The following is a 16214-nucleotide window of genomic DNA, read 5'->3' on the forward strand; positions in this document are numbered from 1 at the left end:
CTATGAAGGGAAGAGATTAATGGATGACAATTATTGGAATGTTGCATCATCGGCTAGATCCTAGAACTGTTCTTAAGTCATATGCATTTGCGGCCGTTGCACAAGCAGAAGGAGCTCAATTTTTTTACTTTACACCAAGAAGCGTTGACTTTGATAAACGTTCCATTAGAGGAAAGGTATATGAAAATGGTGATTGGCATGAAAAAATGATGCCCTTTCCGGATGTTATATACAATGCAGGAAGTCCAGAAAAATTATCGGTATCAAAGGACATTATTGAGAAATTGAAAAAGGAAATACCTTTTACAACTCATTCTATAGGAAATAAATGGAATGTTATGAAGCGACTTAAAGAAGCAAAGGAATTTGATAAGTATTTAATTCCATCTGAGGTTGTTGAAAATGTTGATTTACTCCATAAATTTATGGCTTTTTATAAAAAAGTTGTATTTAAACCGATAGATGGACGGAAGGGAAAAGGGATTTATTTTATTTCGAAAGTAGGAAGAACTAACTTTGAGGTAAAGAAGGATAGGGAAACTACTTTTTGTACACAGTCACAGCTAGATGAGTTAATTAGAGGGCAACTTTCTACAGGCACCTTTATCGTGCAGCCCTATATTCAATCAAAAACAAAATCAGGTCAAATTTATGATTTTCGTCTACATGTTCAAAAAAATGGTGAGGGTGAATGGGTTATAACGACGGTTTATCCGCGAATTGCACCAAATGGCTCGATTATACCGAATATTAACAATGGTGGTTATACAAATTATTTGGATCCTTTTTTAGAGCAGGAATTTAAAGAAGAAGCCTATGATGTACGGCGTATGTTGGAGCATTTTTCCTTGACACTAGCTCAACATTTAGATGAAATTCAGATGGCGCAATTTGGAGAAGTTATTGATGAAATTGGCATTGATGTAGGATTAGATGAACAAAGAAAAATTTGGATGTATGAAGTGAACTGGCGACCAGGTTGCCCTCCTGCTTTTTATTTAGAATTAGATGTGGTCATCAATACTATAAGGTATGCAATGTACCTTGCTAAGAACCAGAAACAAATTAAAACGGAAATTAGGAAACGTAGGAAAAATAAGGATTTATCCGAAGAAAGGGCTTTAGTAGAAGAATCTTTAGTAGAAGAAGCATTAGCAGTAGAAAAAGCATTGCCAGAAGAAAAAACTTTACCAGAAGAAAAGGCTTTACCGATTATTGCGATTACCGGCAGTGCTGGAAAAACGACATCAAAAGCATTCCTAGCCTCTATTTTATCAGAAAAATGGACTATTTTTGAGTCAAAAGATTATTGGAATACAACAGAGCATACGAAAAAACATAAAGAGGAAATAAATGCTTCCCATGAGGCTGTTGTGCTTGAATATGGGATGGCTTACCCAGGTATCATTACGAATCACTGTAGCATTATCCAACCGAATATTAGTATTATCACAAATATCGGTTTAGCTCATGTGGGCAACTTTGATGGAGATATTAAAGGAGTGGCCAAGGCAAAATCGGAATTAATACATGGCATGGATCAAAACGGTTTATTAATATTGAATAAGGACGATGATAATTCTAAGTACTTAGAGATACAGCAGTTTAAAGGAAAAATCTTAACAGTAGGTATTCATAGCACAGCGGACTATCAAGCTTATGATATTCAATATAAAGACATCGGTATGACCTTTAAAATAAAGCTTCAAGGACAGGAAATGGCCATGTATATTCCCATTTTAGGGGAGCATCATGTTTACAATGCATTGAATGCTGTTGCGGTTGCAGATTATTTAGGTTTTAGTCCAGCAGATATTAAGGCGGGGCTAAATTTTAAAAAGCCACCTAGAAGATTAACAATTTATAACTGTCGCGATGACATTACACTAATTGACGATACCGTTCATTCTCATCCTCAGGGCGTACGTGCTGCTATTGATGTTCTTACAAATATAGCGAAGAAACGTAAAATTGCTATTATTGGTCAAATGCGAGAATTAGGGGATTTGAGAGAAGAGGAATATCTTAAATTGGGCGAATACATTTATGAGCAAGACATTGATTTATTTATCACTTATGGTTTTAGAACGGAGGAAATGGGAGCAGCAGCGAAGGCAAAAGGGATGGATCCTTCTAAAATTTATCATTTCCTCAATAAGGAAGAATTGCATGCACTCTTAGAGAAAGTGATACAACCTCACGACACCATTTTAGTAAAGGGTGCTAGTAAAACGAATATGTTTGATACGGTTAAATTTTTAGATCAAAAATATCAAGAGTAAATAAAAAAGCCCGAGTAATTGACCTTTTGAAGGAAACAATTATTCGGGATATTTTTTTTCAGAAAGTATTTTAAATCTAAGATACTTTTAGAATGAACTTTATTTCTTTTGCGGCGTTAATGGCTTTATTTTTAGCTTCCGTTAATGTTGCGCCTTCCGCAATTACATATGCATAACGATGTCCCATCGATAAAGGAGGGGTCAGCAATGTCCCTCTTTTCGGCTTTACATATACATCCACAACTCCTGGTAAATTCGTTGCTCTATTTCTTCCAAGAACTTTTTCTAAAATACCTTTACTTTCAACAATGACGTATTTTGTATAGACAAACTTTCTGTGCTTTGGATTGATATCGGGGCGTTCACCTAAAAATAATTTAAGTGTTTCTTCCACTAAATTAAATCCAAAAGCGGCGTGAAGCATAGTATTCATTGCTCCCCCTGAGATTCGTGGATTAATCTCAATAAGCTTCCATCCATTCTTTGTTAAACGAAGCTCTAAATGCAGAGCACCATTTTCGATGTTAAACGCTTTAACAATAGATTGGAGAACTTCCTCAAGACCAGTTTGAATTTCTTTAGGAGCTTTAACAAGAACACCATAACCAGTAATGATAAAACGTTTACCTTGAGTAATTTCTTGTTCAATAATACCGATGACATGTGCTTGCCGTTTATAGACAAGTGCTTCTACTAAATATTGCGGACCTTCGATATATTCTTCAATCATTATTGTTTCACGAGGATTTTTGCTTCGTAGATGGCTCAGGTGTTTCTTCAGTTGGTCTGAGTCGTTTGCTAACAAAACATCTTTGGAGCCTGTTGATTTTGGAGATTTCACAATAAGTGGAAATTCCAAGTTGTTAGAGACGGACTCATTTGGCTTGAGAAGATAAAACTTAGGAGAATAAGGCTGGTTCTTTAAAAAATTTCTAGTTTTTTCTTTATCCTCCATCATTTCAATAGCTGTTGAAGATGTATAGTTGACACAAAATTCATCACATAAAATTGAGGCAATATGGACAAAAGGATCGACAAAACTAACAATAGATTTTATTTCTAGCCCGGTTTTAGTTAAATTATAAATTTCATCTTTCATGTCTTCTATATTCGAAGTATCAATAAGAATCATTTTATGAATATCTGGGTAGGCTTTTCTCTGCTGTAACTGCTTTTCGTTGTTAGTAAAAAGGACGGTAAAATAACCTAGTTTTTCTGCTGCTTTTGTTGCTTCACGACTTGACCCGGATTTGTTTGTGCCAATAAATATAATCGTTTTCAGGTATATCACTCCTTCTATTGTTCGTTAGATACTTAATCAACTATATATATATGCGAAGAAATAGATTTCTTCTAGTTATGTATCTTGCATACATCCAAGCAACTTTTAAGAAGTTACATATACTAGAGAGGAAAGGAGGGGAAATTGATATGAAGCCTCTTACAGTGCAGGATTTAAAAGCGATAACTGCAGGTCAATTAGTGCAAGGGTCGGAGGAAGTGTTGATTCAACATGGCGCATATCGACTGAAGCAAGTGAAAAGACCAAATACCGCCCTTTTTACAAATAAGCGTATTGTCAACTGGAAAGATTTTGAGTCACTTTATCCTATAGTACTTGTAACTGATAGACTATACAGTCAAAATGAAATACCTGAGCAAATAATTATTATTAAAGTAGAAGATTCAGATGAGGCCTATTGGAAGTTTGTAAATTTTTATCGCAATCAATTTAATATCCCTGTAGTAGCCATTACTGGTACTTCTGGTAAATCGACGACGAAGGAAATGATCAAACATATACTTTCTGCAGAAAAAAATGTAGCATCAACGCCACTTAGTAGTAATTCTAGAACTGCTTCTTTACAATATTTACTGAATATTGATGATCATACCGACGCAGCCGTTTTTGAAACTGCTGTTGGTTCACCGGGGGACATCAAACTTGCGGGGGAATATTTCAAGCCGACTATTGGGATTATTACAAATATAGGGGCACATCATTTAAATTATTGTAAAACTTTAGAGGGGTATATCCAAGCAAAGGGTGAAATGCTGGACATTATTAGTCCCACAGGCTCCTTAATCCTTAATGCTGATGATATCAACTCAAGTAAAATAGATTTATCGAAGTTTCAAGGACGCATTATTAAAGTAGGTAAGCATGAATCCTGTGATTTTCAAGCAAGTAATATTCGCTACCACAAAAATGGTATGCTGTTCAACGTTCGTCACAAAAAGAAACGCTATGAATTCTATGTACCAGGTTTTGGCGAGCATCAAGTATATAATGCGCTTACTGCGATTGCAGCTATTTATGAAATGGGTTTGCCGATTTCTTTAGCAGCTGAACAACTGCCATCATTCCGAAAATTGAATAAGCAGCTTCAGGTGTTTAAGGGCTTTAATAATTCCTTATTATTAGATGATACATGGAATATTACGACTACTTCTTTGGAGGCAGGATTAAAGGTTTTGAAAGCGCTCGGAGAAGGTAAGAAAACGATTGCCATTATTGGGACGATAACAGATTTAGGGTCTTGGGGATATATAATTCACGAACAAGCGGGAGAATTAATTAGTGAAATTGGGGTCGATGTACTTATTACGATAGGGGAACATGCAAGCATTATGGCGCTTCATGCCATTGAGGCAGGACTGAGTTCACCTGTGTATATTTTTAAAAATAGTACGCGCGTCTATAAGTTGTTAGAAGAGATTGTAGATGAAAATACGGTTCTTTTCATTAAAGGAGATATGTATAGTAAAGAAATTTCTAAGTTGGCAGATGATTTAAAAATAAAAAAATCATCTACTTCCGAATAGATTTCACCTAAATAAATGTTATTTTTCATCATTTACTAGAATGAGCATATCTATAGTCAATTGCTTGAAATGCAGGGTCATATATTAACTCATTTATTCAGAAATATATTTTATAGAAAGGGGGCGTAGTTAACTTGCAACATATAAGTGTGAACGATATAAGAAAAGTATTGCAAGGAGAATTAATAAGCGGTTCTGAACGCTGGTCTGTTAAACATGCAATTTATTATAACCGACATGAATTGACTCAAAATCATACACTTATGTTTGTTAGTAAAAGTGATACAATCAACTGGCAAGAAATAGATCAAAAGGGGCCATCTCTAGTCATTTCTGATAAATCATCAGAGGAATTGAAAAATGCGCTAAAGAATACGACCGTTATACGCGTCAAGAGTATTTTGCACGCCTATTGGAAATTCATGGGGTATTACAGAGATCTATTTCAAATACCAGTCGTTGCTTTGACTGGAACATGTGGTAAAACGACAACAAAAGAGATGATTAAACACATAGCTAGTAAGGAATGGAATGTTCAAGCATCTGTCAGCAGTAAAAATGAACCTCGACAATCCTTACCGTACTTGACTGGCATCGATCAGAAAACAAAAGCAGCTATCTTTGAATTAGGACTGGGGAATATAGGGAATATTAAACACCAATGTATGATTTATCAACCTACGATTGGTATTATTACGAATATTGGTGTCCATCATTTAGATGGATGCAATAATCTTGATGGCTATATCAAAGCAAAGGCTGAAATTGTAGAAGGAATAAGAAAAGATGGCACGTTAATCATTAATGGTGATGATGAAAACATTAAAAAAATCCCCCTAAATAAATTTAAAGGAAAGATTATTACCTTTGGCGTCAACGAAAAGGCAGATTATCAAGCTACGAATATACAATTCACAAAAGGCGGCATGAAATTTGTACTAAAAGTGTCAAATGCCAAATACAATTTATTTGTCCCAGGATACGGAGAACACCAAGTATATAATGCATTAGCGGCTATAGCTGCCGTAAAGGAAATGGGACTTTCCATTGCTGTTGCAATTTCGCAATTAAAAACGTTCAAAGCGATGGCAAGACACTTAGAATTTTCTACGGGCATCGGTGAATGTACTATAGTAGATGATACTTGGACAAATAACCCGACTTCTGTTGAAGCAGCACTGAAGGTTTTAGATACGGTAGGAAAAGGGAAAAAAGTAATTCTTATTTTAGGTGACATCAAGCGATTAGGAAATTTCGAAGAAAAATATCATCGAGAGATTGGCACAATGGTTGCGAAAAGAAACATTGATACGCTTATGACTATTGGCAAAAGAGCAGAAAATATTGCGAATCAAGCGTTGAAGGATGGCACCAAGGCAGATGTTCATATGTTTAATGATGTTACAGGCGTTTTAGATGTACTAAAGCATAAGCTCGATAGTGAAACCATTGTACTTATTAAAGGTCCAATGTCTAGCAAATCTATGATAGAATTTGCGAATCTGTTAAAAAATAAATAAAAGAAAAAGAAGCTTCCTTAAGGAATGCTTCTTTTTCTATATACAATATAAAACATGTAATTCTGTTGATCATCTCAAATTTGAAGCATTTGAAATGATTCTAGTAAATTTTTTTAAAAAACACGTTTTGCTGTAATATAATGCTCTTTATAATAGTCAACCATTAGTACTCTTGTAGTAATACCATTAGAACTTGGAATGATAATACGTTGATCTCCTGCATAGATAGCTACTAGTGAAGGGGTTTTAGAGCCTTTAGCACTATTGAAGAACACCAAATCTCCCTTTTTTAAATTGGTACGTGAAACCGTTGTACCAACATTCATTAGTTCCTTTAAATTGGTTGTACCAAGTTTAATTCCACTCTTACGATAGATAAAGTCTACATATCCTGGCGCTGTAAAGCGAAGACTTGCTTCATTATTAGTAGAGCTCATCGTTACTTTATTTTTATAATTAAAGGCGTTTTCAACAATTTTATCGCCTTTCGTAGCAGGATTAGCTGAAAGTAATGTAGGTAATACTCTACGGGCCCCTACATAATTATCTGTATAATATGGTTTGCTATTTAAATCAGAAATAACAATATTTTGTTTAGAATCAGCCATGTGAATCATTTTATTGTTCCCAATATACATACCAACGTGGTCAGGGTCTGTCCCAGTTTTTTTACTCTTAAAGAATAGTAAATCACCTTTTTGTAATTGATTTCTGTTAACAGATGTTCCTTGTTGTATCATATAATCTTCATTATAAGTCCCAATATCCACACCATTTTTCTCGAAAATGTACATGATAAATGTAGCACAAGAAAACTTATAAGGATATGTAGCCTTGTATACTGAATTACTGTATGTCGCTTTACCAATTAAGCTTTTTCCAGTTTGAATTAGTTGATCCGCTTTCGTATTAACTGCTTGTGCGTTATTCAGGGCATTTGTTGTTGCAGCCTCTACTTCTATAGGGTGAATAGTTGGTTGTACCATCCCCACTGTGCTAAAACCGATCGTCAATGCTAATGTTGTTGTTAAAAATCGTTTATTCATGTTGTTAATTTCCTCCTGAAGCTATTGTTAGGATTAATCCTGATTTGGATTACCACTGGAATTAATCGTAGCATGAAAAAGTAGGGCTTCTTTGAGGTAATTGTTACCACAGTGGATGGGAATTCACTGTAAACACCTGATATAAAAGGCTTCATCGCCTTAATTTACAGTTTTATTACAAATGTTTCAGTTGGGTGAAGTATTTGTAGAAACGAAAGGTAATAGGGGCAGGCAGTACAAGCATTTCTAAGCAGTGGAAGGAGGCATTAAAAGACATGACGGAGGAGAAACGACAATCACATCTTTGGGGTCTAGCAAGAAATAACGGTTGGAAAACAAAATGATCAAAGATCTTAATTGAGAAGCTTTATAATGAGTGGGGGCTTCGTTCTAAGCTACTAGGAGCAAGCGTCGAACTGTTTCCCACCCCTCATTATGCCTACGATTTAACGGACAGCTTTGTGTGTAAATCTTTTTTTGTTTTTGGAAGGCAGATGTCGATAAAATTCAGAAGTTGGGTGATAAAACGCAAAAGTTAGTCGATAAAACTAAAAAGTTGGATGATAAAACGTGAAAGTTAGTCGATAAAACTAAAAAGTTAGGCGATAAAACGTAAAAGTGTTCCGATAAAATTAAAAAGTTGGATGACATTTTGTTAAAACGTTCTATTCAACTGTTTTGCTATTTAAATTTCCTGAATCATCTCCACTCTATTACCGAATGGATCCCTAAATTCAAAGCGGTCAAAATGAGGAATTGGAACTGAATCGAAAATTTCGATATGATGCTCGGCTAATGCCTTTTTCCACTGTTCTATATTTTTAACTTGATAGGCAATATGAGCCTTTGTTGTTAATCTATCAAAGCCATCCTCTGTCCCAACATGTACCTCTTTATTGCCGACTTGTAACCAAAATCCACCTCGTCCTTTAAGCGAATCAGGCTTTTCAATTTCTTTTAGTCCTAATACTTGACAGTAAAAATGTCTCCCTTTTTCTTCTTCACCTTTTGGAATTGTTATTTGAACGTGATGTAAGCCAATAACCATTTTTTCTCCTCCCTTAATTCTAATCAATACTTACTTCTAGGATAATATTGCTAAATCCTTTAATTTGACGAATAAATCGTATTTTTCCTCACGAATGGAGCCTTAATAAAACCAGTAATAAGTATTAGGGAATAGGCCCATAGAAGCCATGAGGCGAAATAACGATCTAAATCAGCTGATAAATTCGGAAAAACATTATCGAAAACTAATAATACGACTGCATCGATGAGCATTCCAGGTAATGCGATACAGGTTGCAGCCTGTAATCGCTCTGTACCCTTTATCTTTTTCAAAGAATAAATAGGTATTGTCGCTATCCATACGAGCGGAATAGCTAAAATATAAGCGGCTATCATGAATAAAGGTTCTTCAAGGATAAAAAAGTAATTCCCCATTAATCGGAATACAGCACTTGCTACAAGCCAAATCGCAAACCCCCAGCATAAAAAGAATGGCATTGTGGTTCCTCCTCAAATTATTTTCCTAGACGATACAGTGTCAGCAGGATTTTTTCTAATTGTTGATAGAATGCATCTACATCGAAATCGTCCCGCATCATCACTTGTATGGCTAAACCGTCAATAAGGGCGTTGAGAAAAATGCTCCAAGTTTCTGCTGAGACACCATCAATTGGTGATGTATCCCATAATCTGTCTAAAACGTTACATAAATGTTCATTTTCAGACGCTAGGATTTGTCCAATTTGCTGTTTAATAGTTGGGTTAGTAAAGCCAAAGACGATTAAAGAGAAAAATAATTTATGATAAAAAGCATCGTTTTCATACCGACTTTTTGCAGAGAGAAGTGCAGATTGAATCATTTGTTGATCAGTCGTCAATATCTCATTCCAAGAATTTTCACAGATGTCTTGGACAATTTCGAGAATTATTTGCTCTTTTGATTTGAAATGATAATAAATAGTTCCCTGTGTCACACCAGCTTGCTCAGCAACAGCCTTTAATGTAAATTTTTCAATCCCTTTTTCTACTAAACTTTTCTTGGCAGCCGTTAATAAATCTGACTTTTCGATACCAGTAGGTTTTGCCATCTATTACACCTCCTTTTTATTAGTTAGTTGGATAACTAACTATAAAATAACAAAATATTACTTAATTTACAAGTGTGGATTCACAACAAATAAATGCTAGAAGCACAACATAATACTAGATACTATGGAACGGCCATATCATGGATTATTTACGCAGCAAAGATGTTCCGAGCAAATAACACTGGGGATTACACGGCAATACTTCCAGAAAACGAAGAGCTTGGCCATTATATCGAATATTTATGTAAACAGCCGAGAACGTGTAACAATAAGAAGATTTAAAGTGAAATGAGAATTGATGAACAAATCTTAGCAAATCCAGTATTACGTGAAGTACGCGACGAACAATCGGTATTCAATTATCCGAACGGGAAAGCAAAGTATATAATATATGTGATACGTGGACTGAAAAATAACTGAACTATATGGTGAATGAAACTATTAAAGGGTCACCAAGGTAGTAGCGACCCTTTGTCATAAGAGAGGTGCGAAAGGCTGGTAGATTTGTATTGATATGCTAACAGTTTTCTCTGTTTATGAAAGTAGCACCAATAATAATTAGAAGAATGAATAGAACGACGAGTAGAGCGAATGATGAACCAGTACCGCGGCTATAGCCACCGTAACAGCCACAGGAATAACAATTGTTAAAGTTCCCCATATTTCCGTAGTATCCCATAAAAAACTCCTCCTTTCTACAATATATAATATGTTAACTGTAGAAAAGGGGCGGGATGTTCATCCATTTCTAGAGGCATAAAAATCCAGTTATGAACATCATTCGAGCCATGTGTGAAGCTAAAAGGGGGGTTAAGGGAAGCATAACAAAAGGACTTACATATATGAAGATTAATCATAAACGCAAGTCCTATTCTTATTGAAGTAAAGTTCTTGTTAGTTGAACAAGATGGTATTAATATTTATCATTTTTGAATTAAATTCAGTGCGTTGGTTATATAAATTTTATCTTTGTCTAAATCAAGGAATTCATCCTTCGCATTACTAATATTGGGATAATAGCCAAGTGTTAAGATTACATTTTCGTTTTCTTTAAATATAATTAAATGATTAGGCAATGCAATATTCATGCTTTCGGTACTTTCTTGTTCTGCTCTTTCAATCGAATTAATAAGTCGCTTTATTTCTTCTTTCGATTTAATGACTGAAATAACTTCACCTTCTTGCACGCTATATTCTTCAGGACTTGGTGAAGCACTTGCGAATTTCAAAATCTCAATACTTGTAATTGTAGTATCATTTTCAAAAATACTGTTTGAACATCCTCCCAAGAATAAAACCAACAGGAATAGTAATAGCAAATTATTTTTTATAATAACAAATCTCTCCCTACTAAACTTATTAAATTCTTCAACTAAACTGCACCGTTAGCTGAATAAAAAACAAGAGCTGTCTTAACAGCTCAATATTCTTCAAAGCACCAGTTAGTTTAATATCTTATTTGTTTAATCTCTCTCAGTATTCATTTATCTCAATTTTTTTCGCATTTGCTTGTTGGGGATAACTATCCTCTATTGCGTTTGTCCAAACTGAAACAATAAGTCCCACTTTTAAAGATTCCATTTCATCCGTTGAAAACCATACCGCATCTGGTCTCCCGTCTGGTAATTTTTCGGTTTTGTTTTCCACTAAAAATCTTTCACCTTCTATTTGAACAATTTCGCCTATGATTGTAGGTTTATCTGTTATTTCCTGTGTTGATTTTGAAATCTCTTTGTTGAGTTCCTCCTCTTTACCACTTTGTTGACAGCCTAATAACCCTATTGATAAAAATATTAAAGATAAAATTAAGCTAATTTTTTTCAATATCATCACGCCCTTTTATAAATTAGACTGAATTTCGTGATTTTTGTTTCAAATTTTATGATAATTTATTCCACTAAACTGCTTCTGTTGTAATAACTTTTGTACATTCTAAATCAACACAATTATGACTATTGTCTCACGGTTTCGGGGTACTTAAACCAGCATCTTGGAATGCTTTTAGAACATCATCTGCACTATAACCCATATTTGTTTTTGTATATCATCTGTAGATGTTTTGTGTGTCTCATCTACATTGTATTTAAATTCAAATACACCAATTTCATTTAATCCAGTAGTTGCTTTTCCTTTATCATCAAGTGCTACTTTTGCCATTGCAGAATATGTATTAGCAACACTATTTTCGGTTTTAACATTTACCCAAATTGAGCTAACATTTTTGAACTTATCTTTAGCTAATTTTTTTGTCTGCTCAACCAATGCTCTTAATTTTTTTTCATCAGTGGATGGTGTAGACAATGTTACTCGCCACATTCCTTTACCAAAATCATCTTCTTCAATTTTGTATTCGGACATTGGTTGCATTTTCATCTTTATCCTCAAGTGCAACTTTTTCTTCAGGTGTTTCTTTCTTAGGTTTTGCTATAGTCTATACTTTTTCTTTGTCATTTTCAGTTGTATCAACTGACTCATTTGTAAAGCCAAATCCAATAAACGATTCAATCATTAAAGATCAAGGAAAGTATTGTAGATTTATCCGTATATTACTATAAAATAATTTACATAAGAAGTAATTTGTAAATAAAAAGGAGGATAGGATGAGTAGGACTAAAAAGAATCATGACACAGATGTTGACAAGTAGTTTTATGAATTTTCTAGGTTTACTTCAGTAAAATAAGGTATATTATATTTGTTGAAAGATTTTCTTTAAAGACAAGAAAAGTAGGTGAACAAAGTGGGGAAATATCAATTGGATACCAAAGGTAAGGTAGCTGTGACAAAGTATCATGAAAAACACAAGCCTGCCAAATTTGATAAAAAGCAGCAACTTGAAAAAATACGTGCGGAGTATTTGAAAAAGAAGCAAAAACAAACAGATAAATAATATGAATGAAAACATAGGAAGACTAAAATCTCCCTATGTTTTTCTTAGATGAAGAGAAGAATTTGTACCACATTTTATTAGAAGTAGTATATTTAATAGCCCCACTAATACAATTAGCAATCTCAAAATTTACATTTGGAAAAAGGTGTGAGTAAGTGCTTAGTGTCGTTTTTATATCTTCATGGCCTAGCCTATCTTTTATAATTAATGGATTAGTATTATACTCATTAATCAAAAATGAAGCATGTGAATGACGTAAGCCTTTTACTTGAATAGGCTTCACTCTAGCAAGCTTGTATAGGATTATTATTTACAGTTATTGGTGAACTTTCGGGGAGTCCCCATTTTACTGGGGTTTTTATGAATTTATTGAGTGAAAGTTTTTCTATAGAGACTTTCACTTTTTTGATTAGAGAAAAGCTAACCGATGGATAAAAATGGTGTGTAGTATTATTAATAGAGACAACAAATTTGACCATAAGGAGATTTGATTTGAAGTGCATTTATATTGTGGGCAAGTAAAAGAGTTAATCGGATTATCATCAAATGAAATTAACCTCGGTGGAAATTATGTACCTGAAATACACGATGCTTAAGTGGCTGAATTGACTTTAAAAATTGACTCCATTACAAAAGATATTAGTAATCTATTAGGATAGTGTCAATATACACAAACCACTATGGTATAATAATAAAAACGGAATAATAAGATAGAGGTACAAATCAGAATTTCGATTTGTTTAAAAGGGAAGATCGGTGCAAACCCGACGCTGTCCCGCAACTGTAAATGGGAGCACGTTTCAAAAGACCACTGTTACGCAATGTAATGGGAAGGTGAAAGGTGTGATGAACATAAGCCAGGAGACCTGCCTTTATCTAGTACAACCAAAAAACCTACGAGGATAGGGGGTGTTGAGTGTGACTAGAGAAATTCTTCTGCATGCTCATAGTACGATGATTGCTGAACAGGTAGCTTCTATTGCTAATAGAAAGCTTTGTTCGCCATGTCAATCACCGTATTATGTCGTGTATTTGTCATAGTAGACATCTTTCTGTAGAGGGAAAGATGTTTTTTTATGCTAAAAATGAAGGAGTGTTACACATGAATCCACAAGTAATCGAGTATTATGAAAGTCTGTTAAAATTTGAAATCATGGAAAAGCAGTATACAAGTTCATCTCAAACATTAGGGGAGCTAGTTGAACAATATGTAGGGCAGGATGCTGTTCATAAACATGATATTTTAACAGCTTATACGAATGTAATGAAAGAACTAATTGGATAAAGTGAAACTTTAATCAGTGGGGACGCATTATCCCCACTGATTATTAGTGTTCACCAATCGGGCTTCTACGGGCAGTTAAACCCCATGTAACTTCTTCGCTATAGCTTAATTTTAAAGTTTGGAGTGGTATTGCCCGTTGAAGCGGGATAAAGTGAAACTTTAATCAGTGGGGACGCATCATCCCCGCTGATTATTAGTGTTCACCAATCGGGCTTCTACGGGCAGTTAAACCCCATGTAACTTCTTCACTATAGCTTAATTTTAAAGCTTGGAGACATACTGCCCGTTAAAGCGGGATAAAGTGAAACTTTAATCAGTGGGGACGCATTATCCCCACTGATTATTAGTGTTCACCAAGGTTCAAAGGCTACTTAATGTTCACCATTTTACGGGGCATTAAGTAGCCTTTTCTAATGAAAAAATGCATCGTTCAGCTATTTTAGAAAGTCGTGCTAAATGATTGACATACTAAAAATACATGGGTAAGATTACGTTGAACAATTGTTTTGAACGTTTGTTCAAAAAAGAGGTGAGCTTAATCAATAAAAAATTAGATGTACAAAATGAGAAAAATAAAGAAGTAAAGGACCAAATTTTACAGGCCGCAAAATCTCTTTTTTCTTCAAGGGGATTTGATGGGACTACTGTAAGGCAAATTTGTGATGAGGCGAATGTTTCTCTTGCCTTAGTTTCATATCATTTTGGTGGGAAAGAAAATGTATTTAATGCTTTATTTGAACCTCTTCGTCACACCTTTATGAATGCAAACTATGACTTGAATGATTCATTAGATTCTCTTAAAAGTTTTTGCAGAAATTTCGTCCTTTATCGAATGAACGAACATGAATTGATTGATATTTTACAGCAAGAGATTGTCATGAATAGTCCTAGATTAGAAATGCTAAAGGATGTTTTTTTACCATCTTGGGAGCAACTCCGCGCTATTTTAGTAGCCTGTAAAGAGCAAAAGACAATTGATTTTGAATCGATTGATATAGCAATAAATTTTATTATGGGAACGTTAATGTTCTCCTTTAATAATCCGTTTTTAAATCGTTCTTCGTTCGATACAACTCCTGAACATATAGCGGATCTTGCAGTAAGCTTCGTATTAGATGGGCTTCATACAAAAAATTGAAAAGAAGGTTTTAACAATGAAAGCAGCAAAATTATATGGAATAAAAGATATCCGTGTTGAAGAAGCAGCACTTCCAGCATTAGAACATGGAATGGTCAAAGTAAAAGTTGAGTTTGCAGGTATTTGTGGCAGTGATATGCATGAATACGTAGGGGGTGCCTATCCATTCCGTACACAACCAGTACTAGGGCATGAGTTCGCTGGAGTAGTTGTTGAAGTTGCGGATGGTGTGACACATACAAAAGTAGGTGATCGCGTTGCGGTTGAACCACCAATTCCATGTGGGAAATGTGATAACTGTAAACGTGGCTACTCGAATCTGTGTAAAAAAGGACAATCCTATGGATATACAATTTCTGGTGGTTTTGCAGAATATGCAGTTGTCAGAGAAGAAAATGTATATCAATTACCAGATAATATGAGCTTAGAGCTAGGGGCACTTGTCGAACCAACAGCGGTTGCGGTACATGCCGTACGACAAAGTCAGCTAAAACTTGGTGATACAGCAGCTATTTTTGGTGCTGGTCCAATTGGATTGTTAGTTTTACAAGCAGTAAAAGCAGCGGGTGCTAGTGAAATTTTTGTTGTGGAAGTTTCAGATGAAAGACGTCAAAAAGCACTTGATCTAGGTGCAACTTATGTCATTAATCCAATTGAAACAGATGCAGTTGCTTTTATCCGTGAAAAAACAAACGGTGGAGTCGAAGTAGCCTATGACGCAGCTGGTGTTCAAGCTACATTTACAAGTGGCGTAAATTCTGTACATCCAGGTGGCGAGTTCAAAATCGTCAGTGTTTGGGAAAGACCTGTTGAATTCAATCCTAATACAGTCGTTTCACCAGAAGTAAAGATTAGTGGTTCATTTGCTTATTTTAATATATTCCCTGAAGTTATTCGTTTACTTGCAAGAGGCGTTATTGATGGAAATGCCGTAATTACAGATCAAATAAGCTTAGATGATATTGTGGAAAAAGGTTTTGAAGCACTAGCAAAAGATCGTAGCCAATGTAAGATTCTTGTGAATATGAATTTATAATAGTATAGAAAACATAGAGTAGCCAAACTTGACAATGATTGAGTTTGGCTACTTTACTTTGCGTATAACCTGATTATTTTAATAGGAATACATATAT

General features: G+C 34.8%; 17 protein-coding genes and 1 riboswitch. Of the genes, 8 read left to right on the top strand and 9 right to left on the bottom strand.

Going from position 1 to position 16214, the window contains the following annotated elements:
• Window positions 1–23 precede the first annotated feature (23 nt).
• On the top strand, window positions 24–2282 hold the full coding sequence (locus ACFCYJ_RS06195; protein ID WP_376072106.1) for a YheC/YheD family protein: 2259 nt from the start codon (window positions 24–26) through the stop codon (window positions 2280–2282).
• Window positions 2283–2358: 76 nt separating this feature from the next.
• Here the strand turns inward: ACFCYJ_RS06195 and ACFCYJ_RS06200 are convergent, their stop codons facing one another.
• Window positions 2359–3564, bottom strand: coding sequence for an ATP-grasp domain-containing protein (locus ACFCYJ_RS06200; protein WP_376072184.1), 1206 nt, complete (start codon window positions 3562–3564; stop codon window positions 2359–2361).
• A gap of 149 nt (window positions 3565–3713) precedes the next feature.
• On the opposite strand from ACFCYJ_RS06200, the gene ACFCYJ_RS06205 reads away from it, so the two are divergent.
• A complete protein-coding gene (locus ACFCYJ_RS06205) occupies window positions 3714–5108 on the top strand; it encodes a UDP-N-acetylmuramoyl-tripeptide--D-alanyl-D-alanine ligase (protein ID WP_376072109.1) in 1395 nt (464 codons plus the stop codon).
• A 134-nt stretch (window positions 5109–5242) separates the two neighbouring features.
• Window positions 5243–6628 (top strand): UDP-N-acetylmuramoyl-tripeptide--D-alanyl-D-alanine ligase, encoded by a 1386-nt coding sequence (locus tag ACFCYJ_RS06210; RefSeq protein ID WP_376072111.1) that lies wholly within the window; start codon window positions 5243–5245, stop codon window positions 6626–6628.
• A gap of 113 nt (window positions 6629–6741) precedes the next feature.
• Here ACFCYJ_RS06210 and ACFCYJ_RS06215 read toward each other — a convergent pair whose 3' ends face one another.
• The 8 genes from ACFCYJ_RS06215 to ACFCYJ_RS06250 form a co-directional block, all read right to left on the bottom strand.
• Window positions 6742–7674: a C40 family peptidase gene (locus ACFCYJ_RS06215; RefSeq protein WP_376072113.1), complete on the bottom strand. Its 933-nt coding sequence runs from the start codon at window positions 7672–7674 to the stop codon at window positions 6742–6744.
• Window positions 7675–8359: 685 nt separating this feature from the next.
• A complete protein-coding gene (locus tag ACFCYJ_RS06220; protein WP_376072116.1) occupies window positions 8360–8722 on the bottom strand; it encodes a VOC family protein in 363 nt (120 codons plus the stop codon).
• Between the two features lie 59 nt (window positions 8723–8781).
• Window positions 8782–9180, bottom strand: coding sequence for a DUF5367 domain-containing protein (locus ACFCYJ_RS06225; protein ID WP_376072118.1), 399 nt, complete (start codon window positions 9178–9180; stop codon window positions 8782–8784).
• A gap of 17 nt (window positions 9181–9197) precedes the next feature.
• The gene (locus ACFCYJ_RS06230; protein ID WP_376072119.1) at window positions 9198–9770 is read right to left on the bottom strand and encodes a TetR/AcrR family transcriptional regulator; all 573 of its coding nucleotides are present in this window, start codon (window positions 9768–9770) and stop codon (window positions 9198–9200) included.
• A 517-nt stretch (window positions 9771–10287) separates the two neighbouring features.
• On the bottom strand, window positions 10288–10449 hold the full coding sequence (locus tag ACFCYJ_RS06235; protein WP_376072122.1) for a YjcZ family sporulation protein: 162 nt from the start codon (window positions 10447–10449) through the stop codon (window positions 10288–10290).
• A gap of 244 nt (window positions 10450–10693) precedes the next feature.
• Window positions 10694–10999: a hypothetical protein gene (locus ACFCYJ_RS06240; RefSeq protein WP_376072125.1), complete on the bottom strand. Its 306-nt coding sequence runs from the start codon at window positions 10997–10999 to the stop codon at window positions 10694–10696.
• Window positions 11000–11243: 244 nt separating this feature from the next.
• Window positions 11244–11594: a DUF3221 domain-containing protein gene (locus ACFCYJ_RS06245; RefSeq protein WP_376072128.1), complete on the bottom strand. Its 351-nt coding sequence runs from the start codon at window positions 11592–11594 to the stop codon at window positions 11244–11246.
• A gap of 177 nt (window positions 11595–11771) precedes the next feature.
• Entirely contained in the window at window positions 11772–12143 is a 372-nt protein-coding gene (locus tag ACFCYJ_RS06250; protein ID WP_376072131.1) for a hypothetical protein, read from the bottom strand.
• Window positions 12144–12508: 365 nt separating this feature from the next.
• On the opposite strand from ACFCYJ_RS06250, the gene ACFCYJ_RS06255 reads away from it, so the two are divergent.
• The 5 genes from ACFCYJ_RS06255 (at window position 12509) to ACFCYJ_RS06275 (ending at window position 16117) form a co-directional block, all read left to right on the top strand.
• Window positions 12509–12658 carry a hypothetical protein gene (locus ACFCYJ_RS06255; protein WP_370047262.1) on the top strand — a complete coding sequence of 50 codons (150 nt, stop codon included), beginning with the start codon at window positions 12509–12511 and terminating at the stop codon, window positions 12656–12658.
• 697 nt (window positions 12659–13355) lie between these two features.
• A riboswitch (cobalamin riboswitch) is annotated at window positions 13356–13546 on the top strand.
• 30 nt (window positions 13547–13576) lie between these two features.
• On the top strand, window positions 13577–13699 hold the full coding sequence (locus ACFCYJ_RS06260; protein WP_376072133.1) for a hypothetical protein: 123 nt from the start codon (window positions 13577–13579) through the stop codon (window positions 13697–13699).
• Window positions 13700–13760: 61 nt separating this feature from the next.
• Window positions 13761–13943, top strand: a complete 183-nt coding sequence (locus tag ACFCYJ_RS06265) for a hypothetical protein (RefSeq protein ID WP_376072136.1) — start codon at window positions 13761–13763, stop codon at window positions 13941–13943.
• A gap of 478 nt (window positions 13944–14421) precedes the next feature.
• Window positions 14422–15081, top strand: a complete 660-nt coding sequence (locus ACFCYJ_RS06270) for a TetR/AcrR family transcriptional regulator (RefSeq protein WP_376072138.1) — start codon at window positions 14422–14424, stop codon at window positions 15079–15081.
• A gap of 16 nt (window positions 15082–15097) precedes the next feature.
• A complete protein-coding gene (locus ACFCYJ_RS06275) occupies window positions 15098–16117 on the top strand; it encodes a 2,3-butanediol dehydrogenase (RefSeq protein ID WP_376072140.1) in 1020 nt (339 codons plus the stop codon).
• Window positions 16118–16214: the final 97 nt, after the last annotated feature.

This window comes from Lysinibacillus sp. NPDC056232 (assembly GCF_042267565.1).
Classification (GTDB): domain Bacteria; phylum Bacillota; class Bacilli; order Bacillales_A; family Planococcaceae; genus Lysinibacillus.